Origin of the sequence: Paenibacillus oceani, assembly GCF_014705615.1 — a bacterium.
Taxonomy (GTDB): domain Bacteria; phylum Bacillota; class Bacilli; order Paenibacillales; family NBRC-103111; genus Paenibacillus_AB; species Paenibacillus_AB oceani.
This window is the reverse complement of record NZ_JACXJA010000016.1, coordinates 126,261-149,848: the sequence shown is the minus strand read 5'-3', so window position 1 is coordinate 149,848 and position 23,588 is coordinate 126,261. Positions and strand designations below refer to the sequence as shown.

Here is a 23,588-nt window from a genome sequence, read left to right as displayed (position 1 = left end):
AGCCGACATGAACTATTTTACGATACCCGGACTGGACAAACCTTGCTCCCAGCTCATGATGGGAACGGATTACTACAAGCCGGAGCTGCTGGACACGGTCGGTGTGCTGCTTGACGAATATATCGCGCTGGGCGGCAATTCGCTCGATTCCGCCCATATTTATGCAGGTGGCAAAAGCGAAGAAACAATCGGCTTATGGATGGAATCCCGCGGCAACCGCAGCGAAGTGATCGTGCTGACGAAAGGAGCCCATCACAATGCGAGCGGTCCCCGCGTCAACAAGCAAGCGATCGACGAAGAGCTCGCCATCAGCTTGCAGCGTCTGCGCACCGATTATGTCGATCTGTATGCTCTTCATCGCGACGACCCGAACGTACCGGTAGGCCCGATTATCGAGGCGCTGAACGAGCATATCGAAGCAGGCCGCGTACGTGCCATCGGCGTATCGAACTGGACGCATCAACGGATTCAGGAAGCGAACGATTATGCCGAAGCGAACGGACTCGTCGGTTTTACGTTCAGCAGTCCGAACTTAAGCTTGGCGAAGGCTAACGAGCCGTTCTGGGCAGGCTGCGTATCCGCAGACAGCGCCGACTGCGCCTGGCACCGCGAGAAGCAGTTCCCGCTGCTGTCCTGGTCGTCGCAGGCGCGCGGATTTTTTACCGGATCGTTTACGCCGGAAGTACGCGACAACGCCGACCTTGTCCGCGTCTTCTACAGCGACGCCAACTGGGAGCGGTATCGCCGGGCCGAACAGCTCGGCAAGGAGCGCGGCGTGTCCACGATTCAGATTGCGCTTGCGTACGTATTGAACCAGCCGTTCCCGTCCTGCGCTCTGATCGGACCGAAAAACAAGGCGGAGCTGGAATCGTGCCACGACGCTACCCGGATTCAGCTGAGCGAAGAGGAATTGAACTGGCTCGACTTGTCCGCCGAGCTCAAAGCGATCTGATTGACTGTCAATCGAAGCAACCCCCGCATGAGGCTGATCGCCTTGCGGGGGTTTTTATCGTGCCATCTTCTCGGCAGTTACTCCAGCTGGATACGATCCTTATAGAAAACCGGGGTAAGCCCAAGCCTCGAAACCGAAACGAACACTTGATCCCCGTGACCGAACAGCGCGGCGCCCGGAACATAACGATCGGAAAACTTCATCTGGACAGGCTCCCGGCCCGGCAGCGAAAACCGATACCGATGTTCTTCCTGCTCCACATAATCGCGAAACAGTCTGGCCCGTATATAAAGTTCGCCGTCCAGCATAACCAGCGGGTATAGAGTGTTGGAATCCGGATAAACGTCGAACAGGTCCGACTCGACAACGTATTTCCCGGAATGTTTCACAATCGTGTTCAGTTGACTGTCCGTCAACGCAATGCCGAGCAGCCGATAATGAATCTTCTGCAGCACGTTCCAAATTTTCCATAGGGAGACGAGGATCAGACCTCCGGCAACACTGCAAACGACGATCAGAATATCGGATTCCAGAATACCCGCGAAAGTTCCGGCTGCAAGGACAAACAGGCCGACTACCAGCAGAATGATCACTTTGAAACCTCCCGGCTGATCCGGTTTTTTATTACGCGATTTGCTTGGGGGTGTCCGCCGGCATTGAAGCTTTCTTTTCTAAATACTGCTGCAGCAGCATAAAAAGAAACGGTAAGACGGCTGCGGCTACATAGCAAGAAATAAGAAACGGCATCTTCCAGGGCTGATAACCGTAATAGTTGTAGAGCAGATCGGTCTTGAGCTGCCCTGGTATGGCGATAAGCACAAATCCCATGTAGACGGCCGCGATCATGACCCTTTTTCCGGGCGCGAATATGCAGCTTACGAATATGGCGAACGCGATGCAGATAAAGTCCGAATACAGATGGTCCAAAATAAATTTGGTCTGCAAACTATACTTCGTAAACCAACCAAGCACGAAATAATCGACCGGATATCGAAATAAGGCCATCAGCATATAAGCGCCGAAAAAGCTGGGTATGAAAATAAACCAGCGAATGGTCGTACCGACGTTGTGACCGACATTGTAGTTAGGTTTGTGCATCCGACTAACCTCCCCGTTTCGTGTAAGTCTGCAAGTTCCGGTGCCGCGCCCCCTTTCTTCCGATTATGCTGATTAGCTAATATAGAATATTGCCTCCATATCGGATAGATTCGCCCAATTCCCGAATATTTCCTGCTATTTCCTTGAAAAAACAAAAAAAGACAGCGATTGGATCATCTGTCTTTTGGGTATCGAAGCTCATCTGGCTTCCAAAGTTGTCCAGCCCTTAAATCAACAGGCTGAACAGATTGGAATCCTCGTTAATATAGCTGAACTGCAGCCCCCGCGTCCGCATCCGGTCGATCAGCGGTTCGTAATCGTCCCTCTGCTTCAACTCGATGCCTACAAGCGCCGGTCCGTTGTCTTTGCTTGTCTTCTTCACATATTCGAAGCGGGTAATATCGTCGTTCGGCCCGAGGACGAACTCCAGAAACTCGCGGAGCGCCCCGGCCCGCTGCGGGAAATTGACCAGAAAATAATGCTTCAGCCCTTCATAAATAAGCGAGCGCTCTTTGATCTCCTGCATCCGGTCGATATCGTTATTGCCTCCGCTGATTACGCATACGACGTTTTTGCCGGCAATCTGGTCTCTGTAAAAGTCGAGCGCGGCAATCGGCAGCGCTCCCGCAGGTTCGGCGACGATCGCGTTTTCGTTGTACAGCTCGAGGATGGTGGTGCACACTTTGCCTTCCGGCACGACCAGAATATCGTCCAGCGCTTCCTTGCAGATTTCGTAAGTCAGCTCGCCTACGCGTTTCACCGCGGCACCGTCCACGAACTTGTCGATTTCACCGAGCGTAACGATCTCGCCTCTTTGGATCGATTGGCGCATCGATGGCGCTCCGGTCGCTTCTACGCCGATCAGCTTCACGGACGGCTTCGAGCCTTTGACGTAAGCGGCGATGCCGGCCATCAAGCCACCCCCGCCGATCCCGGCAAAAATGTAATCGACCGGCTCCCGCATATCGTTCAAAATCTCCAGACCGACCGTACCTTGTCCGGCGATAATCTCGGGCTGATCAAACGGATGAATAAACTGCATCCCTTCGCGACTACAATAATCAAGCGCCTCCCGCAACGAATCGTCAAACGTGTCGCCGGTCAGCAGCACTTCCACGAACGGGCCTCCGAACAGCTTCACCTGGGATATTTTTTGCCGCGGCGTCGTCGCCGGCATGAAAATTTTGCCCGAAACCTGCATTGCCTTGCATGAATAAGCGACTCCCTGCGCATGATTGCCGGCGCTCGCGCAGACGACGCCTTTCTTAAGCTCGTCCTCGGACAACCCGCGCATCAGGTTATAAGCGCCGCGAATTTTGAAGGAACGGACGACTTGGAGATCTTCCCGTTTCAAATAAACGTTGCAGCCGTACCGTTCCGATAAAATATAGTTTTTTTGCAATGGCGTATGGTGCACAACGTCCTTCAGCGCGTGCCCCGCCACGATAATGTCTTCCAGTCTGACTCGATCCGCAACCATCCGTAAGTTCCTCCATCCAGCACATGCCTATCGGTCCAGCATCCATGTACACATAATATCTCTACATTATACATCCATGGGACATAATGTCCACCGACAATTTATCGACAATAGCTTCAGCAAAGCGAAGGCTCAGGAAATCCCCAAAGGGTGAAGCACGGTCCGGCAAACTTTTCCCGACGTGCTGGAAGTACCAGCTTTGACGATGGCTCTTTGGCTCTTCATGGCTCTTCTTGCTCTTCTTGCTCTTCTTGCTCTTCTTGCTCTTCTTGCTCTTCTTGCTCTTCTTGCTCTTCTTGCTCTTCTTGCTCTTCTTGCTCTTCATGGTTCTTGACAGTCACTTGGCGAGCATGCGCGGCAGCTCCTCCAGCAGCCATTCCCGCGAGGCGGCGTCGGAGTCCGATTTCTGAATGTAAAGGCGATATACATGCCCATTCTTAACGGCCGGCAGTCCTTTCCATACCGCGCTGTTTATGAGGGCATCCGTCGATTTCTTTGCTTCGTCGGCAACCGGGTCCAGAATAAAGATGCGGTCGCCTGCAAATTCGGGGAGACTTTCCACGGATATTTGGCGGAAACCTTCCTTCGCATCCAGCACTTGCTGAATCGGGGCCGTCGGCTTCAGCCCGCCTTCGCCGTACAACAGCTGCGGCAGACCTGCTCTTGCCATGACGAACAACCGGTCTCCGGGGTAATAAGTGAACACGGAGGCCGTCTCGCCCGGCTTCAGCACTGTCGCATACAGCTTCTTCCACATCTCGGCGGTTTTGGCGTGATGAGCTTTCAACCAGTCGGCCGTCTGTTGCTGTTTATTGAAAATAATGCCCAATTCCTTGAAGCGGTCGTCCAGCGAAGCAAACGTGTCGAACATAATTGTCGGCGCGATTTTGTCCAGCTGGGCGTAAGCTTTCTCGTCCGTATTGCCGACGATGATCAGATCGGGATTTAAGGAAATCACCTTCTCCAGATTAAGCGGAAAACCTACGTTTTCGATTTGCGCCGCTTCTTTCTGGTACACTCTGCCATCCAGATGATCACCGAAAATGCCGATCATAGGAATGTCCAGCTCAATCAGATCGCCTGTCGTCTCCCCTGCGAATACAACTCTTTTCGGCGCTGCCGGAATTTGCACTGTATGCCCTTTGTAATCTGTATACGAGCGTGTCGTCGCTTGTTCCTTAGTTCCCGTCTGCCCGTTTGGCGATGTCGCATTCGTACCGGCAGGACTGCCGCCGTTGTCCCCTTTCGCTGAACCTGAATCCGAATTGCCGGATGTACACCCGATCAATAGCAGCCCCATCATCGTTGCCGCAGCGATCACGGATATGCTCTGTTTTGTCAGCCTTTTCAACTTGGTTCCCTCCCGCTTTTTGAGCAATCTGCCTCTCTGTGATAATGATAATTATTATCATTAATGAGATTACACAAAATCGGAACGAGACTCAATGGACAAACTCAAAAATGTGTCTTGGTGTTTGTACAAAATATACAGGAACAAAAACTATCGTACGAAGCTTTTTCACGAAGCCTATTCCGCGTAGAATACACTGCGTAAACGGGACGTTACTTGCAGCAGACATGATTCGCTTGAAGGCAAGCGTTCCTTGCATGGGCTCGACAACGAATAAGAGTCTCTCGCACCTCCTATTTTTGGCATTTGAGGATGATCGGGACAAATAGAGGTGGTTTGTACCCCTTATTTCAACCAACTTGTGGGGTCCGCACCCTTTTCGCCGATTTTAAGAGTCTCCAATTGCTCTTATTTCCCCCTTCGAGCCGGTTTCGGAGGAAATAAAGGGTACAAACCGCTCTTATTCGGCTCCTTCCTCCCCATAAGCAGAGGCACCGGACCGGGCGGCTACGATGAATCCTGCGACTTGGGCAGCACGCAGATCGCCAGAAGATCGCGGCAGCCACGTTGGCAAAGCGCCATGATCGGTGCGGCAGCACCCGTCAGCAACAAATCGCGAACCTGCCACTGCCTCCGACACCGTCATTAAGATGCCCGCGCAAGTATGTGGCTGCCCCAAACGTGTCGCATGAGGCGGGAACATCCCCGGGTTTCAAAACGAAAGGACCTCAGCTTCCACTGTAACGTGGATTGAGGTCCTTATTGTTCAAATCGATTCTTGGCCGGGCTCCACAATCGCATAATCACTATAGTGACAGCCCGTCTTATAGCCGTTTTCGTATACTCACATTTGCACTTGCACCTGCACTTGCCCTATCCTTATCCTTCCACTCCGACAACCCTAGTCTTTCTTCAAGCTGGCCCGAATCAATCCGGCCGTTTTCACCGAATTTTGAAAATCCGGGCTGGCGCTTAACAGCCAGTTGCGGTGCAGCACAGCCGTATCGTCCTGCTCCGGCTCCCCGTATGGCCACGCTTCGCCGATGCCCAATAAATACTCCCTCATCAGCAGAAGGAACGCCGTGCTCCACTGGCGGGTTTCGCGAATGGTCGGTACGAACGGATAATAATGATCGTAGGCGGCCCGGATCAGTGTATGCACCACTTCCTGCAGAACGGCCGGGATGTCCGCCTTCTCCAGCTTCTCGGCCAGCTCCTGCGGCAGCTCCGGCTCGTCCGTAGACGCGTGGCTTTCGTATTCCGCTTCGGTAACGGCGCCCTGTTCCTTTGCCATCCACAGCTTCATCCGGTCGAGAGCCGGTTTGTACGCGGCCGGCACCGATATCGTAAGCTCCGGCTGCGGATCGTCCAGATTCACGACGAACGGCTCGCCCATCTTATGAATTTTCACATTGCCGCGGACTCCGAGCCAGCGCAGCGACAGCAGCGCCTGCGTAATCACTTTGCCGTTCAGGTCTTCGTTGCGGCATACGCGGCGGAGCAGCTTCTCGCTTCTCGGATCGGGCACCATGCACAACATCCGGACCGCGTTCAGCGCCTCGTGCATATCCCCGTCCAAGCCGGCCTGGGCGCGGGTATAGATTGCATCCACCTGGCCTCCGACCAGATTGTCCAGCTCCATCGTTTTGCCCGCATATTCCTCCAAAGTAAGGTTGCCCTGCAAGTTCAGCAGCGTCTCGCCCTGCTCTTCCGCCGCTTTCCGGTACGTCTGCTCCATCTCGTCCGCCAGCTGCGAGTAATTATCCCGCTCCTCGGCAGTCAGCCCGAAACGTTTCGACATCGCCCGGAACCACGACGACAAAGCGATCGGACTGCGCTGAAACATCATCATGGCGAACGTGACCAGATTTTTATCAAACGGCAGCCCTTCCTGCAAAGCGAACCGGGCAAGCGCGATCTGAGCGTCTTCCTCCCTACGCATCAGGCTGAAGGACATGATTAATCCGTTCCAGGCGTTTCCGTTCGTATTCTCTTCCAAGATCGCCCGGTAAAAGAAAAATGACGCCAGGCCGTACGAATCGTGCTCTAAATGATACCTTCCCATACTTACGGAATCTGCAAATGGATTCATCGTTAACTCGGCTCCTATGTATGTATTCGTTTATCGTGCAGCCTACTTGGCCAATTCTCCGAAACGCGAGAAGATCGCGAGCGCCGGATCGATCGGTACATGCGCCCTCCGGACGTCGGCCGGAATCGGAATCACCGGAGTCGACTTCGGCAGCCGCCCTGTGAATTGCGGCAGCCACTGCGCCTGCGCTTGCAGCATCTCGGTCACCATATCGCGGATTTCCTTCAGCGTCAGCACAGATGAAGTAAGCGGGTCCATCGCGACGGCCTGCACCACCGTTTCCGGATCTCCCGATTTGGCTGCCAGAACAGCCAGACGCTGAACATTGATATTGGTCATATTAAGCGCGGCGCACTGCGGCGGCAGCTCCCCGACAATCGTCCGGTGGATGCCGGTCCGATCCGCGAACAACGGGCCTTCCGCGCAGCAATCCGCCGGAAGATTGGCGATCATGCCGTTATTTCGCAAGTTGCCGCTGAATTTGAACGTTTTGCCGGTTTCGAGCGCTTCAATGATGTAGGCGCAATATTCGATACTACGCGGAGGCAGGTCGGCCGGCTCGTCCGCCAGAAGGTCACGCTCCTCGTATTTGCGGGCCACGTATTCGCCCCATTGATAGGCGGCTCCCGATTCGCCTCCGAAGGCGGGTTCGTCGCAGTACAGCTCCATCGCTTTTGGGCTTTTGCGGAACCAGGGAACGTATTCGGACAGGTGCCCGGTCGATTCGGTCATGAAATAGCCGAAATGCCGGAACACTTCGCCTCGTACTTTCTCGTTTACGTAATACTCCGGCTCCTCGAACCGTCTCCGAAGCTCCGGATATAAGTCTTTCCCCTTATGTTCGATTTTAAGAAACCAGCCCATATGGTTGATCCCTGCGGAGACAAAATCGATCTCCGATTTCGGCACCTCCACATAGCCGGAAATCAGATCAAGCGTCGTCTGCACGCCGTGGCACAAGCCGACGTACTGAATATTCGTCTCCCCGAGCGCCCAACCGACCATCGCCATTGGATTGACGTAATTAAGCATCGTCGCTTTCGGACACAGTTCCTCCATATCGCGGGCTACGTCCAGGATAACCGGAATGGTGCGCAGCGCGCGGAACACGCCGCCGGGACCGAGCGTATCGCCGATGCATTGATCGACGCCGTAGCGCAGCGGAATTTTATAATCCAGCTCAAATGCGCCCATCCCGCCGATCTGGAACGAGCAGATCACATAATCGGCGCCGCGCAGCGCTTCCCGGCGGTCCGTCGTTACACTTACTTTCGATTTCAACCCGTTCCGCTTGATGACGCGATCTGCGAAAGTCGCGACCTGGCTCGTTTTTCTCGTTGAGGGAGCCATCAGGACGAACTCCGTATCTTCAAGCGCTTCCGTGGCCATCATGTCAAGCATCAGCGTTTTGCAAAATACGGCGCTGCCCGCTCCTATTATGGCTACTCTTCTCATATCGTTCCCCCTTCTTCCCTGCCATGAAAACCCGCTCATGAAGATTGGCGCGATGAAACCCCAATACGTATATATTCGTGAATCCCCTTCCATCTCCTCCGTATTTTCCGGACGGAATTGATTTTTTCTCGTCATTCTTGGCAATCCCGCAAGCCCGCGCCGCCCCGCGGTTGAATACCGGCTTTCGTTTGACTCGCGTCCAAGCCGGGTAATACATAGTTGTAGAGAGAACTTTATGACGAAAGGAAGTGCGGAACATGGAACAGAGAGGATGCAAGGTCGCTTTTCTGCTGGCAGACGGGTATGAGGATTCCGAGATGAAACATCCGTTCGAAGCGATAACCAAATATGGGCACGAAGCCGTCATTATCGGCCTGGAGAAAGAACAGGAGCTGCAAGGCAAGCAGGGGACGATCACGTATACGACGCATTTGTCGATCAACGAAGCATCTGCGGACGATTATGACGCGATCGTCATTCCAGGCGGACGTTCTCCCGAAAATCTGATGGAGAACGATCAGATTCTGGACTTCCTTCTGCAAGCCAACGAGAAGGAGATCACAATATCCGCCATCTGTCACGGTCCGCTGCTGCTATCCGAAGCCGGGCTCGTCCAGGGCCGAAATTTCACTTCCTATTCGGGCGTAGCGGAGAAAATCGCCGAGCAAGGCGGTGTATATTCCGATCAGCCGGTCGTCGTGGACCGCAACTTCGTAACTTCCCGGGGACCGCACGATGAACCGGATTTCATCGGCGAAACGCTCCGCAAGCTGGGCCATTCAGCCAATTAAGCCGCTTGCGATCCGATATACGCGGAACATCCTCTATCGCCCGCCAATATTCGGCGGATGCGGCAGAGGATGTTTTGTTGGGGCCCCCTACCGCATTGGGGCGGTGTTCGAAGCCACAGATGCAGCCGCCGGTTGCTGCCTACAAGTGTCCGTTCAGCCGCTTCGCATAACAATGTCTGGGCAGACCGCCGTACATCAGACGGGAAAATTTCCATTCGTATCCGGACAACTCCAGATTGCGCCGGCTTGCCTCATTGTCCGGATGAACTGTCGAATACAGGTGCAAGCATCCGTACTCGGCAGCTCTCCGTTCGCGAAGCTCCACGAATAACCGCTGCAGCCCTTTCCCCCTTGCGGACGGATGGACCGCCGAGCCTTCCAGAGCCGCTACGCGAAGCAGCTCCCATTCCGGCACCCCGTACTCGCGTGCCAAGTTCCGGGGACCCGGTCCGGGAAATCCCAGGACGGTTACGGCCACAAGCTGCGTATCGGCAAAAGCGCCGTACAGCTCCCCCATATTCCGGATATGCTCGCGAAAATAGCCGGAATCGTCCATCGCGTAATAGTCGGAAGAAGGAAGCAGCGATACGATCAGCTGCATAAGCTCCATCACGGAACCGATATCGTCATCCTCCAACCGCCTTATGTATAAGTCTTGATACAGGCTGCTCATCTTTTCTTCCACCTTCACTTTGCGAATTTCACACCGTTCGGCCGGAACGGATGCCGCCAGCCGGAGCTCATAGCGACCAGTCGCTAAGTAATCAGCCTGGCGCGCACGGCGGCCAACTGCTCCGCCAGCTCATCCAACCGGTCCCTGATCAGAATCTTGGTCGAATAGGACGCGGGAATGCCTTCATATCCATCATACACGCCCGCGATCCCTCCCGCTATCGCAGCGATCGTATCCGAGTCTCCGCCCAAGTTCGCCGCCGCTTGGACCACCTCCGCAAACGATTCGGCCTGGAGCAGGATATAAAGCGCCCAGCTCATACTATGAACGACATAACCGCTTGGTTCGCAGTCGGGTTCCCGGGAGAGGACGGATGCGTAGACGGTATTCCCGATTTCGCTGCGAACGGCTTCGCGCAGCGGCTCCTCGTTCATAATCCGGTATACGATCCGGTTGTACAGCGTACAAGCTTCGCTGCATCGTTCGTCGTAATGGGTCATTTTCGACTGCAACCGCGAAAACTTCTCGATCTCCGGCAGTCCGGGGTAGCTTAGCCCTACGGGCAGACAACGCATCAGCGAGCCGTTACCGGCGCTTTGACCGAGATCCAGATCCGCGATGTAGGCGGCTTCGAACCAGCTGCCGTTATAAGTGCTTAATACTCTTCTAATGATATTGCCGATATCTTTCGGATCGGACCGGTACCATTCCAGGAAGTTGGACCCGATATGCGGAATCGGATCATGCGGGTTGCGGACGATCCCTTCGCCGACCGCGAGCGTCATCATCGTATCATCCGTCACTTCGCCCGGCTCCAGATCCCAGACGCCGCCTCCGATGATCTCCGTCAGGTAGCCGTATTTGTTTTTGACCTCGCTTCGGGTCATAAACTCCGTCGTTCCGCCCAGGGCATCCCCGATTGCGACACCGTACAGACCGCCTTTTATACGATTCAACCGATTCATAAGTTCCCCTCCCTATCCAGCTTATTCCGTCAGCTAGACTGAAATTTGTTAGTATCATTTTGTTATTATCATAATAGTATTATATATCCTCCCCTACACTTGCTGTCAAGCACACGCCCGCTCGCCGTATGCCCCAGCTTCAAGGCATAACGAAAAAAGCCCGATCGCTCGGACTTTTCTCCTCCACCCCGATTCAGTTATCGAACCGCCATAACCGCTCTTACAAACTCCTTCATACCGTCTTGTCGGGTCGCCGCGATCCACGATCTCAACCGCTCCTCGTCGCCTTGAAACACCCATTCCAGCTTCTCTCCTAATTCGTCCATGTACGCCTTCGCCTGGGATGAGGCTGCAGATTCTTCGCCCATCGCCTCGACCAGCCTGACCCAATTCCGCTGCGGCGGACCGACGAAATGTTCCGGGTAAGCTTTTGCAATCCGTAGCGCATCCTCCATCGAGCGGTCTGTAAAGATTTCGACTGCAAGATACAATCCGACGAATCGGTGGCTGCCATCTTGCCGCATCGCCTGTTCGAAGTACGTCAAAGCTTCGTCGAACCGGCTCTGCTGCGTCAGCGTCTTTCCGCGCACCGATAGCTCGTAAGAGGACAAGGGCGAGCGACGCAGCCGGTCGTAAAGCCCGATTCTCGTATTGTATTCCGCCCAGTCCCGTTTCCCGGCATAATATTCCGCCAGCGCGCTCGCATAGACGGCTTCGGGACGAACCTCCAGCATCCGCTTCAAATACGGAACAAGCGTTTCTTGTATCGATTCGTCCTTCATCACGAGCGCTTTCGACTGGAGCAGGCGAATGACCATCCGGAGAGCGTGAACGTCGTTCGGATCGTTCTCCAGCGCTTTCTTGTATTTCGACAAAGCTTCCTCATAATGGCGTGCTTGAACGAGCCGATCCGCTTCGGTCAACGTCCTCTGCTTCATGTAGAAGAAAGGCAGGTTGCCGATGGAATCGTCATCCAGCCGGTAGCCGCTGCTCTTCGTCAGCATCCGGCCGTCCGCGCCGAAAGCTTCGACGCTCCAGAAAAACCGGTTGTCCGGATTGGAAAAACCAAGCAGACCCGCCGGGTCGGCTGACGCCCAGTCCCTCTCCGTCTCATACGACAAGCCGAATACCTGATCGTACAACCGTTCCGCCTGAATCGTTAAGCGGTTATTCTCCACATGCGTCTGCAGCGTCGTGCTGCCCGATCCGTTTTTGAATCCGATTCCTACATTTACATTATAATAGGCTGCTCCTTCCACCCGTTCCCATTCGAACTCGATGTCGGGTCCGGACAGGGTCTGCTGGTTCACCGGAGAAAACAGCTCCAACAGCGGATATAACGTCACCGGCAGCGAAACGTTCGGTTGTCCGTCGATGATCGTCCATTCGTCATTGCCGATCGGCCACGTCCAGCCGCTGATCTGATCGAAATTCATCCCCAGGTACAGCTGGTAGCTGCCGGGAGTGACTCCATAAAACGTATACTGCCCGGAAGCATCCGTAGTCGTCTGATACGGATCTTGTTCCGTCACGCTGCGATTCGCGATCGACTCCTCCCGAAGGAAGACGCCGGCGTTTACGATCGGCGTGCCGTCGCTGCGGCGGAGCGTCCCCGAGACGATTGTACGTCCCGCTTCGAGCCGTTGTTCCTCTTTTTGCAGCAGCTCCTGCAGCATCGTTATTTGGTGTATAAAGACCTGCCTATTGGCGGATGCCGCCGGGAGCGAATTCGCTTCCTCCAGCTCGGCACTGAATCGTTCCAGCGCTTGCCTGCTTTGACCGGCATCGATCCAGACCCGGGCTCTCATCCGGGCGATCTCCCCGCTGCTGTTCATCTCGCCCTCCAGCTGGCGGTATGCGAACTCTGCCAGAACCCGGTCCGCCTCCTCCACTTGTCCGCTGGCCGCGAGCAGCTCCGCCCGTCTTATTACGAGCGTTTGGCGCACATTAGCGAAGCCTTTGGCAGTCAGCCGCCGCTCCGCCTCCTCGAGCGTCCGGATCGCTTCCTCCGGCAGCCCTTTGCGGTCGTAGACATACGCCAGATGTTTCACCGCCTGCGACCAATAACCGTCGATCGGAGCCTGGTTCACATAGTATTCCAGGTAAGGCACTTTCTCTTCGGTCCGGAACAGCTCCGTACGGTTCGGCAGATGGGACTGGGTATGACCGGGGCCGACATACAAATCGTAGTTGGATGCACGCATCCGCTCAGGCGCCATAGCTCCTTCGATCATCGTCTCCCGTATCAGTTTCAGCTTCTGCTTTTCCGTAAACAGCGAACCGTCGAGCGCCTCCATGATGCCCTGCCCCCCCCGGATATTGCCGGCAGCCGCCTGCTGTCGAGCGTAATACAAATTCCAGTAAGGAAGCGCCACTTCCGTCAGCAGCGGCAAGGCCACCGCGATCGCCAATACCGACAGGACCAGATGCTTAACTTTTATTTTGATTTTCAGCATAGGTCACCGCCTTCTCGAGTTCATCTTCCCAATACGTATTGCCGCCCGCTTCGACGAGCTGCCGGACCGCCGCAGGCGCGGGATGCTCCGGTTCGGAGCCGGGAGGGAGCCGCTGAACGCCCAGCAAGACGAACAATAACAAAGCCGCCGCAGCGCCGGGCACGACCGGAAGCTCGATCTCTTTGTTCCATAACGCGCGCAGCCGCTGGCTCCAGGTAGCAGGAAAAGCTTGCTTCCGCACCTCCTCCTGCTTCGTAAAATGAAGCTCGCTGAGCTCCTCATCCAATCGTATTTTTGCCGACTCGTTGTCCCTGCTCATCGTGGTCCCCCTCCTCCCAGATCCGCTTCAGCATCGAACGCCCTCTGGCGAGGCGCGCTTTAACCGTATTTTCGTTCGTTCCGAGCTGTTCCGCCATTTCCCGCACAGTCAGTTCATTGTAGTAATATAACGTGATCGCCTCTCTGTATAAATATGTCAGCCGATGAACCGCATCGGTGAGACGCTCGGTGCGCCGCTCCAGAAAGAAACGCTCCTCCGGACCGGGCTCCGGATCGTCCCCCAGAAACGATTCCATCCGTGCATATGAGAGCAGCCGGTTCCAGTCCCAGGTACGAAGCTTCATCCGGCACCGGTTGACGGCGATCCGGGTCAGCCAGCCTTTCAGCCGGGAAGGCTCGGCGAGCTGTCCGATCTTGTAATAAGCGGTGATAAAGGTGTCCTGAACCGCCTCTTCCGCCGCCTGCCGGTCTTTGAGCAGGAGATAGGCCGTGCGAAGCAAATAGTCGCCGTGTATCTCCATCAAACTTTGCAGCGCAGCTTCATCCCGGCGCTTCAACCGTTCGATGACATCCAGTCCGCTCGCCCCCTCTCTCTGCACTTTAGATGCAAGCTGTGCCGATCCGGTTGCATGCAATACGCCTTTTGGCAAAAAAAAGTTGAAACACAGCTCCTCTTCGATTCGTAAAATCAAAAAAAGCAGGCGCTCGGCCTGCCGAAACTTGCTGGTCTTCCTTCCAAGCGGTGTAGCTGCTTTCCTGCCCGGAAAGGTACGGTTAACATCATGCTGGTACTCGTCCAGGATGAAGCGATTTGCCGGAATGCGGAAAGGCCGTCTCTCTTCCCCGACCCCGAACGCAGCCGCGGCGAATTATTTCGGCTTGTTCTTCCCGATTGCATGAAGGACCGATTCTTTCGGCGTCCAGCAGTCGAATACGTACTTCGGGCTCGTTGCATAACCGAGCCGGCTGCACCAGTATTTCTCCGGAGTGTGCTTCCGGATCTCATAATGCGTACAGGAAGCACAGCAATGATAAGGGTTCATCTGCTGCCGCTCACTCCTTCGTCAGCCGATTTCCGGACGATTCGCGTTCCCTGAGGGACCGGTTGATTTCAGTCAGCATATACTCGGCGAAGCCAGGCAGCAACGGCGTCTCCGCTTCCAGGCGCGCGGATACTCCGCTGTATTCGTCCAGACCATGGCGGATCAGCGCCTTGTACCGGTCCGGAACAACTTGTACCGCCCACTCCCCGCCTTCTTTTTTGGAGCTTATCGTCCCTTCTTTCAAATAGTACAACACCCGGCATAAATTTAACGTCATATACAGCGGGTTCACAAGAATATCCCGGGCCGCATCCTTAATGTCATTAAGGATCGACGACGTATAGTACAAGGCATCTACAGGCTCGTACAGCTCCCGGAGCGGCGGGCCGTATAGAGCGATGCCCCGGTAATAGGCGATCGTCAGATGGGCTGCCAAATCCTCGTCCGTTAATCCGCCGCATCTGTAGTTTGCGTCCAATCTGTATTTCTCTCTATGGAGCGGGGAGTAGTGAAATTCAAAAGGCGTAGGATACGTAAACGGCTTCACCGCCGATTCCAGCAGCACGCTGAATTCGAGCTCGGGAAGTTCCGGCATGTCGTCGGCCATCCTCAGTACGGCACGCGCCAGTTTGCGGTACGTGTCCTCGTCCGGCTTATCCTTCAGGATGACCAGAAAATCGATGTCGCTCCGATCCGGATGAAAGCAGCCCATAGCGAGCGAACCGTGCAAATAAATACCGATCAACCGGTCCTCGAGCAGCTGCCTGAACAGATCCACGATCTTATTCAAATTTAGCGATGTGTCCGTCTTCATCCGCTTCATCCGATTCACCCGCTCCTTCCGGCTTCCTTACTCCCCGATGCACTCGCTCAAAAAGGCCGGACTGTAACCGTTCTCCGTCGCCCACCTGGCTGCGGTCTCCAGCTTCTCCCAGTAATCCGGCTGGTAAGCCGTATAATGCGGATAGTAGTATTGCTCGTGAATCAGGAGCTCGATAAATCCCGCTTCGCCCGGGTTCGCCTTGACCCGGTCGAGCTCCCGGATAATATCGTTTTTCTTCAGCCCGTCCAGCACTGCATCGATCTTGATGAAGATGAGATCCTCGCTGTGATCTTTCCAGAAGTCCCGCCCGTTCAGATGCGCGGTCTGCTCGTCGTTCAAATAATAAGAGACGATCGGGCGTCCGTCTGCAAACCGGAAATAACCGGCTAATCCGCGGAAGCCGAACTGCCGGAGCGCTCTGCACCCTTCGCGTGTCGCCGCGCCGTAATGGATCGTCGTGGCCGGCTCCAGAACCTCCTCGCCTGCAAACCGGACGATCTCGCCGGTGACGAGCTTGCAGTCGCGCAGCACCTCTTCGGGCTCCGCGTGTTCATAAGGCCGGGGCGGGTCATTTTGCAGCGCATGGAACGTTAACCGGAGCCAGTGGGCATTCGCCTTCCACTCCTCCTTGTACGTATCCGGCATCTGCGTCAGGTTGAAGCCTTCCGTCTGGTAGTACAGATTAAACTGCACCTTCGTGCCGTACTTGTCGTGAATATCCTTGAACATGCCGAGGTAAGGGTTGTCGAAGATGGACCGGTACTGATGACGATTGTCGACGATGTCTTTCAGAAACCAGATGTTGTCGTCAACCGCAATCCGGTATTTGTTCACGGCGTTTTTCAGCCAATAGACGACCCGGCTGTCGGTGTAACCCGTCTCCCGATCCGTCACCGTTATCGTATTCGCATATCCGTCCAAAGCGGCTTCCCCGTAGTAGTACTCGCCCTCCCGGCGCGCTTCGGCACCGTTGACGAGCAACTGCCTACCGTCCGGCGCGGATATGGATACGTTAATAACGAGCCGCTCCTCCCGGATTTGGCCATCGTACACATTCAATATATCGCCGTCATGCGGAAACATAACCGTACAGCTCATTTCGAAAACCTCCCTTTTTCTTCCTCTCCCCCGGCACATCGAGCGTGGCGCTTATACCCCGGATTTTCCAAGCTTTATATCTTCGCTGAGCAGTTCCATCAAAGCGGCCGGGATCGAGAAATGCTTATTGTCGATCATAAACCGGGCCAGCTCCTCGGCGTCGTCGTGATGCTGTTCTCCCTTAATCGCTTCGATCTCCCGGTGCAGCCGTTCCATCCGCAGATCGAGCTCATTGGACGAGTCAGCCGCTTCTTTCAGCTCCTGCAGCAGACGGGCGGGGACGGATTGATCGTATTTGTAAAAAATTTTGTGCTCCAGGCTCGCCCAAAAGTCCATTGCGATCGTCCGGATCTGCACCTCGACAAACACGTTCTCCTGGCGGTCCGACATAAAAACCGGTACCTGCATCAGCAGGTGGAGGCTGCGATAGCCGTTGGGCTTCGGATTCATGATATAATCCTTGATTTCTACGATGTTCAAGTCGCTCTGGTTGCTGAGCATCTCGCTGATCCAATAAATATCCGAGATGAAGGAGCACGTAATCCGCAGCCCCGCAATATCCTTGATATTTTCCCTGATGCTGGAAAACGAAGTGCCGCAGCCTTTGCGGTGAAGCTTGTTCATAATGCTGACCGGCGTTTTGATCCGCGACTTTGTGTGCTCGATCGGATTGTAATCGTGCAGCAGATGGAATTCTTCCTTCAGAATGTCCACTTTCGTCTCAAGCTCGCTTAGGGCGAACTTGTACATCATCATAAACCGCGTAATTTTGTTGCGGATCGTCTTTACCTGTTCCATTTGACTAATACTCATTGCCGATTCCCTTTCTGTCTGTCCGTTCGTCATGGCCGTATACCGGCAGTTTTCCCAAGCCTATCCAGCCCATTATACCATAAGACGGAACCCGGCCAGAACAAATACCGCTTCGGAAAACCGGAGACGACGCGCCTACAGACTGCCTAACCAGATAAGAGTCTCTAGCAGCTTCAATCTTGAACATCCAAATAAAGGCTGCAAACTGCTCCTATTCGGTCCCCCTCCCCCAGCTAGCAGCAGCACAGAGAGCCGAACGGCTATGATAAGCAATGATAAACAATGACATGCAACTCATAACACTGGCTGACTCGACAAATACGAGGATCTCTTTACCCGCATTAGTAAGGTGAAGAACTTGAACTTCCGGCGTCAATAAAAAAACACTTGCAGGTAAGCAAGTGTTTTTTTCCTCATTCCGAATCCAATGTCAGCCGTCCGTCATAGCGCAGTTTCCGCAACAATCATCGCATACCCTTCAATAGACGGCAGGGCAATCCGCACATAGCCGTCCGGCGTCCGGTCGAAGGGCAGCGGCGTCCGGTCCGGCGCCATATAGACGGCCGTCACGCCGTCTGCCCTTAAGGATACCGCCGCGCCGTGCAGAACCGGGCGGTCCTCGATCACTTCGTAGCTGCCGCGCTTCTCCGGATACGTCAGCTTGATGTGGATCATCCGGTTCCGTTCCTTCGCCGTAACCGTCACACGCGCTGTCGTCGGGATTCGTTCGCACCGGATCACCGGCTGCGCAAGCAGCTGATCGATGCAATGCTTCACCGCATATTTGTGCACCGGGTACGCATGACGGTTGTAATTTCCGAATACGGGGAAGCAGAAGTGAATGATGTTTCCGCATCTCGCCACGGCAGGCTCCCCATTCTCCTTCTCGGGCGGCGTATAGAAGGAACCGTGGAAACCGTCCCACCGCCGGTTAAAATAAGGCTGCACGTAGTCCGCAATCGTCCGGGAGCCCTCTCCGAGCTTCATCCGGATTCCCGTTCCGTACATCGAGCAAGGCATATCGGGTATGTCATCCCCCGCATTTTCCTTTATCCGGAAATAAGAGGCGTTCGACGCATCCTTCCCTTCATAGCTCAACTGCCACTCCTCCATGGCAAACCCGGTGTGAGCCTCGTCCAGCCCGGAGTGTCCGGAGCTGATAATCCCTTTGCCGGCCGATAAATGAGCCTTCAGCTTCGCCCGCAGCGCCGGAGTGACCGTTATCTGATCCGGCATAATAAGGAGGTTGTAGCGGTCAAACTCCATCTCTTCGTCGATAATGTCGTACGTAAGCTTAAGTTCGCCCAGCATGCGGACCGCTCCCGCATGACAGCCGTGAAGATGTCCGTCCGTTCGGGTCAGCACGGCAACATCCGCAACGGCTGCCGCCTCGTCGGTCCAAGGCTCGTAACGTTCGATGTCGCGGTAGATGTCTCCGATCATCCGGTACACCGGTTCATCCAGTCCGTCCCGCGGATGCATATGATCGCCGACCGAGGTCGGCATCGCATTCATGATCGCATCCCAGCAGTCGTTCTGGAGCGACGCCTTGCTTTTGAGTCCTCCGAAATCGCCCCAGTTGGCATGAAACCGCCCCGTCATGTAGAACACCTGCTGCCCCAAATTACGGATATACGCGGCTTGCGCCGGAAAGAAGTCGTAACTCCAGGCGCCCGGGAGACACTCGATTTCCCAATGAGTCCGCAGCCCCTTCGTTTCCTGCGTGCTCAGTCCGTTCAAATATAAAAATTTATCATCCCCGACCAGCTTTTTGACATCCCGGCAAAACTCGAGCAGCGCTTCGCGGGCAAACTCCCGCACCTGACCGGGATCGAGCGGGTCCATCCCTTTCTCGCGCATCGTCTCCAGACATTCGTTCCCGTGGCACGGGCGCACCGCCATACAGTCCAGAAACACGCCCTCCACCGGATACCGCTCCAAAACTTCGCGGATCATCGCCAGCATATAGTCGCGATAACCGGAATGGTAGCACATGTTGCGGAAAAAGTTGGCGGTTCTGTCCCCGTATATAATCTGACCGTCCTCGTTGACGACCGTCCAGTCCCGGCGCTTGCGCGCCATCTCGTGGTCGAGGCCTACATTAAAATACGCGGTAACGCCAATCCCCAGCTTGCGGCACTCCTCGACGACCTGACCCAGCATATCGAACTTGAGATGCGGATGCGGGATGCCGATCTTCGTCGGATAATACGCAAAGCCGATATTGCATTTGGCGAAGAAATTGATAAAATCGACCCGCGCATCGGCAAGCGTGCGCGCGAACTGGACGGCATCGAACCGTTCTCCGAAATCCGGTATGTCCGGCATCGTATGAAAATCGATATGCACCGCTCTTTTGATGGTCCTCACGATCCGATCAGCTCCCTGGTTATGGTGGACTTGCCTAATGTACATTGCAGGTTCCGTCGACTTGTCTCGGGGCGGCTGGGCAGGTGAAATCGCCGACTATTTCATTACATTATATATTATACATAATATATACTTACTTGCCAACTGATTTGTTAATAAGGATGGCTTCTAATCGCACTCGTGTAAGCGAGGCGGACAAGCTGCAGGCCAAGCATAAAAAAAGCCTCCGCTCCCACTGCAAAGTGGATATAGAGGCTTTCGTTCTGGTGTTGCTGCCGGGCTTGTATCCTTACGGGCCGCCCTTGGAACAGCCCTTGCGGTCTGCCCTCCCCTTATCCCGCTTGCGACTCTGAAGGGGCCAATTGAAAAATATATTTCTGAATCGCCTTCGCCACTCCGTTGCGCTCGTTCGTATCCGTCACCCCGTCGGCGGCCCGCTTCAACGCTTCGTCCGCATTGCCCATCGCGATCCCGAGTCCCGCTGCGCGAATCAGCTCCATATCGTTATGCTGATCGCCGACCGCCATCACCTGGTCCATCGTAATTCCGAGCAGCCCGCACACTTTTTTTACACCGGACGCCTTGCTGACGCCCCGTACCGATATTTCCATATTGGTATCCGCCGACCGGGTAACCTCCAGATGCCCCCAGCTTTGCACCTCTTCCCGCAGCGATTCGATGACGTCAATCTCCTGATGATGGATGCCGAACTTCATCCAATCCCGGTCGAACATCTCGTCGTTCCAATGCTTGCTGCCGGTCAAGCTTTCGACGCTGTAGCCCCAGAAGCGAGCCCCCGACACAACCGCCGCCAATTCGTGAAGCTTGCGGATATCTTCCCTGCTGAGAAACGTCCGTTCATGCAGCCGCCCCGGCCCTTCCCATATCTCCGCACCGTTCAGCAGAACCATCGGAGACAACAAGCCAAGCTCGTCCCAGAACGCGCCGGCCGTCTGCATCCCGCGCCCGGTAGCGAACATGACCGTGACCCCCGCTTCTCCAGCAAGCCTGATCCAGTGGGCCGCCGCCTCCGTTATCGTTTTGTTGTCGGTTAACAACGTGCCGTCCATATCCAATGCCAGCAACCGGTATGCGGTCATGATATCCCTCTTTCCCTATAAGATTTGCGAATGTAGTGACGCAAATGCGGGGCTCCGCCCGGGAGCCCCAACCTCGCATTATCTCGTCTTCACTTCTTCAATGTGTTTGTTCGCTTTCTCATTCGCCGTACGGAGCGCGGAGTTGATATCCACACCGCCAAAGATCATGCTTTCCGTAGCCTCGCGCAAATACTTGTAGTTTTCGCTATCATACTCCGAGGCGATTGGCGCTTCGGCCGGTCTCACCGAGAATACACCAGATAAGTTTTTGTTTTTGAAAATGTTCGTCGTTGAAGCATACTGTGTGCGCAGCTCCGGCTTGTTCAGGATCGTCAAATTCCGGTCTTTGTTCATCACCTCCTGCGACTCTTCGCCGATCATCGTCAAAATGACCCGGTAGGCAGCTTCTTTGTTTTTGGCCGTCGGCGGCACCATCAGCGACTGGAACTCAATCTCTCTGCCCACGCCGGGCTTATCCGAGAATACCGGGTGTCCGGCGACGTCCCAATCGAACGTTTGCCCTCCTTCTTCCGCCGTCTTCAACCGGCTTGTAATCGCTGCCAACCAGGACGGGAACATGGCCAGCTTCTGATCCTTGATCAAATAATCGACACCGTACGTATATTTGTTCTTATCGCCGATCATCCCCGGTATCTCATAAACCGATTTCATAAGTCCGAACATCTTCTTGTAGCCGTCCGAATCGAAAGCCGCCTTGCCCTGCTTGTCGACCGTTCCGAGCGAATAGCCGCGGGCAAGCGTCCGGTCGGTCCCGAGATCGAGTCCGATAAACTGTGTTTCGCCGTCTTTGCGGGTCAGCCTTTTGCCGAGGTCGATCGCCTCTTCCCAGGTCATGCCGTCTTTCGGGAACGGAACCCCGAACTTGTTAAAAATCTCTTTGTTGTACAGCAGCACCCCGTAATTTAACGTATACGGAATCCCATACAATTCGCCGTTTTTGCCATAACTTTTCACAGCATTGACGGCTTGGGGCTCGAACTGGCCGAGATCCACTTTGTATGTTTTGACGAATGCATTCAAATCGCTGGCAACCCCGAGAGGCAGCAGTCCGTTCATATAAAAATGGGTCGTAGCGATCAGGTCGGGAACTTCGCCGGCTGCTATCATATCGTTCAGCGTAATTCCTTTAATCAGCTCGATCTTGATGTTCGGATGCTTCTGGTTGACGGTGCTGAACAATGCGTTCAGATCGTTCTGGTTGTTGATCGCCGCGTAGTGAGAGTATAGCTTGACGGTAACCGGCTCCGTGATGTTTAACTCGGGAACGTTCTGCGGAGCGCCCGGCTCCGTCGTTCCGGCGGACGGAGTACCGCCACTGCCGGACTGGCTGCAGCCCGACAAAGCGATGGAAACGGCGAGCAGCACAGTGCCGTACGTTGCAATCTTTTTATGAGACAGCATCGGAATTACCCTTATTTGATTAATATATTTGATTTAGTAATGTGCCGAAAAAGAGGAACGCGCAGCTCCGCCTCATTAAGGGGGCGCAGGAAGACGACACGTACTGATATCCTCTCCCCCGTTCGCTACAGAGACAGCTGCTCCAGCGGCACCTCGAAAAAATCGTTCATGACCAATCCGGCCGCCGATATCGATTCATTCGGGGTCTCCGGCAGGCATATGATTTGGACCCCTTTGCACGTATCCGGGACGGAGCTTGCGATCCGTTCTTTGACGGCATCGATCAGCGTGTCCCTGAACGCATCTACAAGAGCGCCGGTTACGAGCACATGCTCGGGATTCAGCATCGTTATCATGTTGCTCAGCGCCAGGCCGATACCGTCGATCATCGAACCGAATCGCGTTATCGCCTCCGGTTCCTGCTCCAGCACACGGGTCCGGAAATCGTCCAGCTTCCAGCCGGACCGCCGCAAGCTGCTGATCGAAGCGATCGTCGTCAGACAGCCTTTGCCGCCGCAGTGACATTTTACGGCCTGTTCGCCGACGACGACTTTGTAATGTCCGAATTCCCCGGCCACATGATTCGCGCCGGAGCATAGCTGGTTATTGGCTACGATCGCTCCGCCGATCCCGTAATCCAGCTTCAGCGTCATATTATTCTGGGATGCGGCCAGCCTGCCGTTCAGGTTCTCCACGAGCGCAAGCAAATTAACGTCGTTATCGAGCAGCACCGGCAGTCCGTACTTCTCCTCCAGCCGGTCTCTAAGCGGGAAATCACGGTAGCCGAGCCCCGGAGAATAGAGCACAATCCCTTGCTTGGAGTCGACGAGCCCTTGAATGCTGCAGCCGATTCCTTGCAGCCGGCTCTGATCCGGCACGTGTTGCAGCAGTTCGTCCACAACTTGAATCATATACGCTAGCGGATAACCTTCCCGGTCGATCTTCTCCCGTTTGACTTCAAAAATCCGTTTATTCTGAAAATCCATCAGCGAGCCGCGGATATACTGGACCGCCACCTCGATCCCGATCGCGTACATGCTGCTTCCGTCGACGATGAGCGGGACCGGCTTGCGGCCCACGCTGCTTGTGGTCGGAGTCATCTCCAGCACGATCCGATCCTGCAGCAGCCGGTTCACGATATTCGTAATCGTTTGTTGGGTCAGTCCCGTTTTCTCCGCCAGCTCCACCCGGGAGATCGGGCCGTCTGTGAAGATAAGGCGCAGAACCTTTTGCTGATTAATCGATTTCAACAATTTATTGCTTGTCGGTTTGTTAGCTTGCATATTTTCCTCCGGTTCGGTACTTCTTCCTTTCGTATTATAAATCA

Annotated in this window: 21 protein-coding genes; 2 read left to right on the top strand and 19 right to left on the bottom strand. The window is 54.8% G+C overall.

Annotation, left to right across the window (positions count from 1 at the left end; all coding sequences use genetic code 11):
* Positions 1-7 precede the first annotated feature (7 nt).
* Positions 8-952, top strand: a complete 945-nt coding sequence (locus tag IDH45_RS13985; RefSeq protein ID WP_190928586.1) for an aldo/keto reductase — start codon at positions 8-10, stop codon at positions 950-952.
* Positions 953-1,029: 77 nt separating this feature from the next.
* Here IDH45_RS13985 and IDH45_RS13980 read toward each other — a convergent pair whose 3' ends face one another.
* The 6 genes from IDH45_RS13980 to melA all read right to left on the bottom strand — a co-directional run bounded on the left by IDH45_RS13980 (position 1,030) and on the right by melA (position 8,428).
* Positions 1,030-1,545 carry a hypothetical protein gene (locus IDH45_RS13980; protein WP_190928584.1) on the bottom strand — a complete coding sequence of 172 codons (516 nt, stop codon included), beginning with the start codon at positions 1,543-1,545 and terminating at the stop codon, positions 1,030-1,032.
* Positions 1,546-1,576: 31 nt separating this feature from the next.
* Positions 1,577-2,050 (bottom strand): hypothetical protein, encoded by a 474-nt coding sequence (locus IDH45_RS13975; RefSeq protein WP_190928582.1) that lies wholly within the window; start codon positions 2,048-2,050, stop codon positions 1,577-1,579.
* 226 nt (positions 2,051-2,276) lie between these two features.
* A complete protein-coding gene (gene ilvA / locus IDH45_RS13970; protein ID WP_190928580.1) occupies positions 2,277-3,530 on the bottom strand; it encodes a threonine ammonia-lyase IlvA in 1,254 nt (417 codons plus the stop codon).
* A gap of 337 nt (positions 3,531-3,867) precedes the next feature.
* Positions 3,868-4,881, bottom strand: a complete 1,014-nt coding sequence (locus IDH45_RS13965) for an ABC transporter substrate-binding protein (RefSeq protein WP_317891207.1) — start codon at positions 4,879-4,881, stop codon at positions 3,868-3,870.
* 901 nt (positions 4,882-5,782) lie between these two features.
* A complete protein-coding gene (locus IDH45_RS13960) occupies positions 5,783-6,973 on the bottom strand; it encodes a HEAT repeat domain-containing protein (RefSeq protein ID WP_190928578.1) in 1,191 nt (396 codons plus the stop codon).
* 42 nt (positions 6,974-7,015) lie between these two features.
* Positions 7,016-8,428, bottom strand: coding sequence for an alpha-galactosidase (gene melA / locus IDH45_RS13955; protein ID WP_190928576.1), 1,413 nt, complete (start codon positions 8,426-8,428; stop codon positions 7,016-7,018).
* A gap of 257 nt (positions 8,429-8,685) precedes the next feature.
* On the opposite strand from melA, the gene IDH45_RS13950 reads away from it, so the two are divergent.
* Positions 8,686-9,219, top strand: a complete 534-nt coding sequence (locus IDH45_RS13950) for a DJ-1/PfpI family protein (protein ID WP_190928574.1) — start codon at positions 8,686-8,688, stop codon at positions 9,217-9,219.
* A 139-nt stretch (positions 9,220-9,358) separates the two neighbouring features.
* Here IDH45_RS13950 and IDH45_RS13945 read toward each other — a convergent pair whose 3' ends face one another.
* The 13 genes from IDH45_RS13945 to IDH45_RS13885 form a co-directional block, all read right to left on the bottom strand.
* Entirely contained in the window at positions 9,359-9,892 is a 534-nt protein-coding gene (locus IDH45_RS13945) for a GNAT family N-acetyltransferase (protein ID WP_190928572.1), read from the bottom strand.
* An 83-nt stretch (positions 9,893-9,975) separates the two neighbouring features.
* Positions 9,976-10,857: an ADP-ribosylglycohydrolase family protein gene (locus IDH45_RS13940; protein WP_190928570.1), complete on the bottom strand. Its 882-nt coding sequence runs from the start codon at positions 10,855-10,857 to the stop codon at positions 9,976-9,978.
* Positions 10,858-11,054: 197 nt separating this feature from the next.
* A complete protein-coding gene (locus IDH45_RS13935; RefSeq protein WP_190928568.1) occupies positions 11,055-13,313 on the bottom strand; it encodes a carboxypeptidase-like regulatory domain-containing protein in 2,259 nt (752 codons plus the stop codon).
* Positions 13,288-13,632 (bottom strand): hypothetical protein, encoded by a 345-nt coding sequence (locus tag IDH45_RS13930; RefSeq protein ID WP_190928566.1) that lies wholly within the window; start codon positions 13,630-13,632, stop codon positions 13,288-13,290. Before IDH45_RS13930 ends, IDH45_RS13935 begins: the two co-directional genes overlap by 26 nt.
* Positions 13,592-14,284: a sigma-70 family RNA polymerase sigma factor gene (locus IDH45_RS13925; RefSeq protein WP_223836641.1), complete on the bottom strand. Its 693-nt coding sequence runs from the start codon at positions 14,282-14,284 to the stop codon at positions 13,592-13,594. The genes IDH45_RS13930 and IDH45_RS13925 overlap by 41 nt, the downstream gene beginning before the upstream one ends.
* A gap of 177 nt (positions 14,285-14,461) precedes the next feature.
* Entirely contained in the window at positions 14,462-14,635 is a 174-nt protein-coding gene (locus IDH45_RS13920; protein ID WP_190928564.1) for a hypothetical protein, read from the bottom strand.
* Between the two features lie 10 nt (positions 14,636-14,645).
* On the bottom strand, positions 14,646-15,458 hold the full coding sequence (locus IDH45_RS13915) for an aminoglycoside adenylyltransferase domain-containing protein (RefSeq protein WP_223836640.1): 813 nt from the start codon (positions 15,456-15,458) through the stop codon (positions 14,646-14,648).
* A gap of 27 nt (positions 15,459-15,485) precedes the next feature.
* A complete protein-coding gene (locus tag IDH45_RS13910) occupies positions 15,486-16,556 on the bottom strand; it encodes a hypothetical protein (protein WP_190928562.1) in 1,071 nt (356 codons plus the stop codon).
* A 51-nt stretch (positions 16,557-16,607) separates the two neighbouring features.
* Positions 16,608-17,369 (bottom strand): GTP pyrophosphokinase, encoded by a 762-nt coding sequence (locus IDH45_RS13905; RefSeq protein WP_190928560.1) that lies wholly within the window; start codon positions 17,367-17,369, stop codon positions 16,608-16,610.
* 441 nt (positions 17,370-17,810) lie between these two features.
* Positions 17,811-19,739: a family 10 glycosylhydrolase gene (locus tag IDH45_RS13900; RefSeq protein WP_190928558.1), complete on the bottom strand. Its 1,929-nt coding sequence runs from the start codon at positions 19,737-19,739 to the stop codon at positions 17,811-17,813.
* 332 nt (positions 19,740-20,071) lie between these two features.
* Complete coding sequence (locus tag IDH45_RS13895; RefSeq protein ID WP_190928556.1) at positions 20,072-20,839, bottom strand: Cof-type HAD-IIB family hydrolase; 768 nt, start codon at positions 20,837-20,839, stop codon at positions 20,072-20,074.
* Between the two features lie 78 nt (positions 20,840-20,917).
* Entirely contained in the window at positions 20,918-22,261 is a 1,344-nt protein-coding gene (locus IDH45_RS13890) for an ABC transporter substrate-binding protein (RefSeq protein ID WP_190928554.1), read from the bottom strand.
* A gap of 125 nt (positions 22,262-22,386) precedes the next feature.
* A complete protein-coding gene (locus IDH45_RS13885) occupies positions 22,387-23,544 on the bottom strand; it encodes an ROK family transcriptional regulator (RefSeq protein WP_190928552.1) in 1,158 nt (385 codons plus the stop codon).
* Between the last annotated feature and the right edge of the window lie 44 nt (positions 23,545-23,588).

Excerpts from the sequence above, each read along its gene's own strand:
- IDH45_RS13985 (WP_190928586.1), top strand. The coding sequence starts at position 8 with ATGAACTATTTTACGATACCCGGACTGGACAAACCTTGCTCCCAGCTC.
- IDH45_RS13975 (WP_190928582.1), bottom strand. The coding sequence starts at position 2,050 with ATGCACAAACCTAACTACAATGTCGGTCACAACGTCGGTACGACCATT.
- ilvA (WP_190928580.1), bottom strand. The coding sequence starts at position 3,530 with ATGGTTGCGGATCGAGTCAGACTGGAAGACATTATCGTGGCGGGGCAC.
- IDH45_RS13960 (WP_190928578.1), bottom strand. The coding sequence starts at position 6,973 with ATGAATCCATTTGCAGATTCCGTAAGTATGGGAAGGTATCATTTAGAG.
- melA (WP_190928576.1), bottom strand. The coding sequence starts at position 8,428 with ATGAGAAGAGTAGCCATAATAGGAGCGGGCAGCGCCGTATTTTGCAAA.
- IDH45_RS13950 (WP_190928574.1), top strand. The coding sequence starts at position 8,686 with ATGGAACAGAGAGGATGCAAGGTCGCTTTTCTGCTGGCAGACGGGTAT.
- IDH45_RS13945 (WP_190928572.1), bottom strand. The coding sequence starts at position 9,892 with ATGAGCAGCCTGTATCAAGACTTATACATAAGGCGGTTGGAGGATGAC.
- IDH45_RS13940 (WP_190928570.1), bottom strand. The coding sequence starts at position 10,857 with ATGAATCGGTTGAATCGTATAAAAGGCGGTCTGTACGGTGTCGCAATC.
- IDH45_RS13935 (WP_190928568.1), bottom strand. The coding sequence starts at position 13,313 with ATGCTGAAAATCAAAATAAAAGTTAAGCATCTGGTCCTGTCGGTATTG.
- IDH45_RS13930 (WP_190928566.1), bottom strand. The coding sequence starts at position 13,632 with ATGAGCAGGGACAACGAGTCGGCAAAAATACGATTGGATGAGGAGCTC.
- IDH45_RS13920 (WP_190928564.1), bottom strand. The coding sequence starts at position 14,635 with ATGAACCCTTATCATTGCTGTGCTTCCTGTACGCATTATGAGATCCGG.
- IDH45_RS13915 (WP_223836640.1), bottom strand. The coding sequence starts at position 15,458 with ATGAAGCGGATGAAGACGGACACATCGCTAAATTTGAATAAGATCGTG.
- IDH45_RS13910 (WP_190928562.1), bottom strand. The coding sequence starts at position 16,556 with ATGAGCTGTACGGTTATGTTTCCGCATGACGGCGATATATTGAATGTG.
- IDH45_RS13905 (WP_190928560.1), bottom strand. The coding sequence starts at position 17,369 with ATGAGTATTAGTCAAATGGAACAGGTAAAGACGATCCGCAACAAAATT.
- IDH45_RS13895 (WP_190928556.1), bottom strand. The coding sequence starts at position 20,839 with ATGACCGCATACCGGTTGCTGGCATTGGATATGGACGGCACGTTGTTA.
- IDH45_RS13890 (WP_190928554.1), bottom strand. The coding sequence starts at position 22,261 with ATGCTGTCTCATAAAAAGATTGCAACGTACGGCACTGTGCTGCTCGCC.
- IDH45_RS13885 (WP_190928552.1), bottom strand. The coding sequence starts at position 23,544 with ATGCAAGCTAACAAACCGACAAGCAATAAATTGTTGAAATCGATTAAT.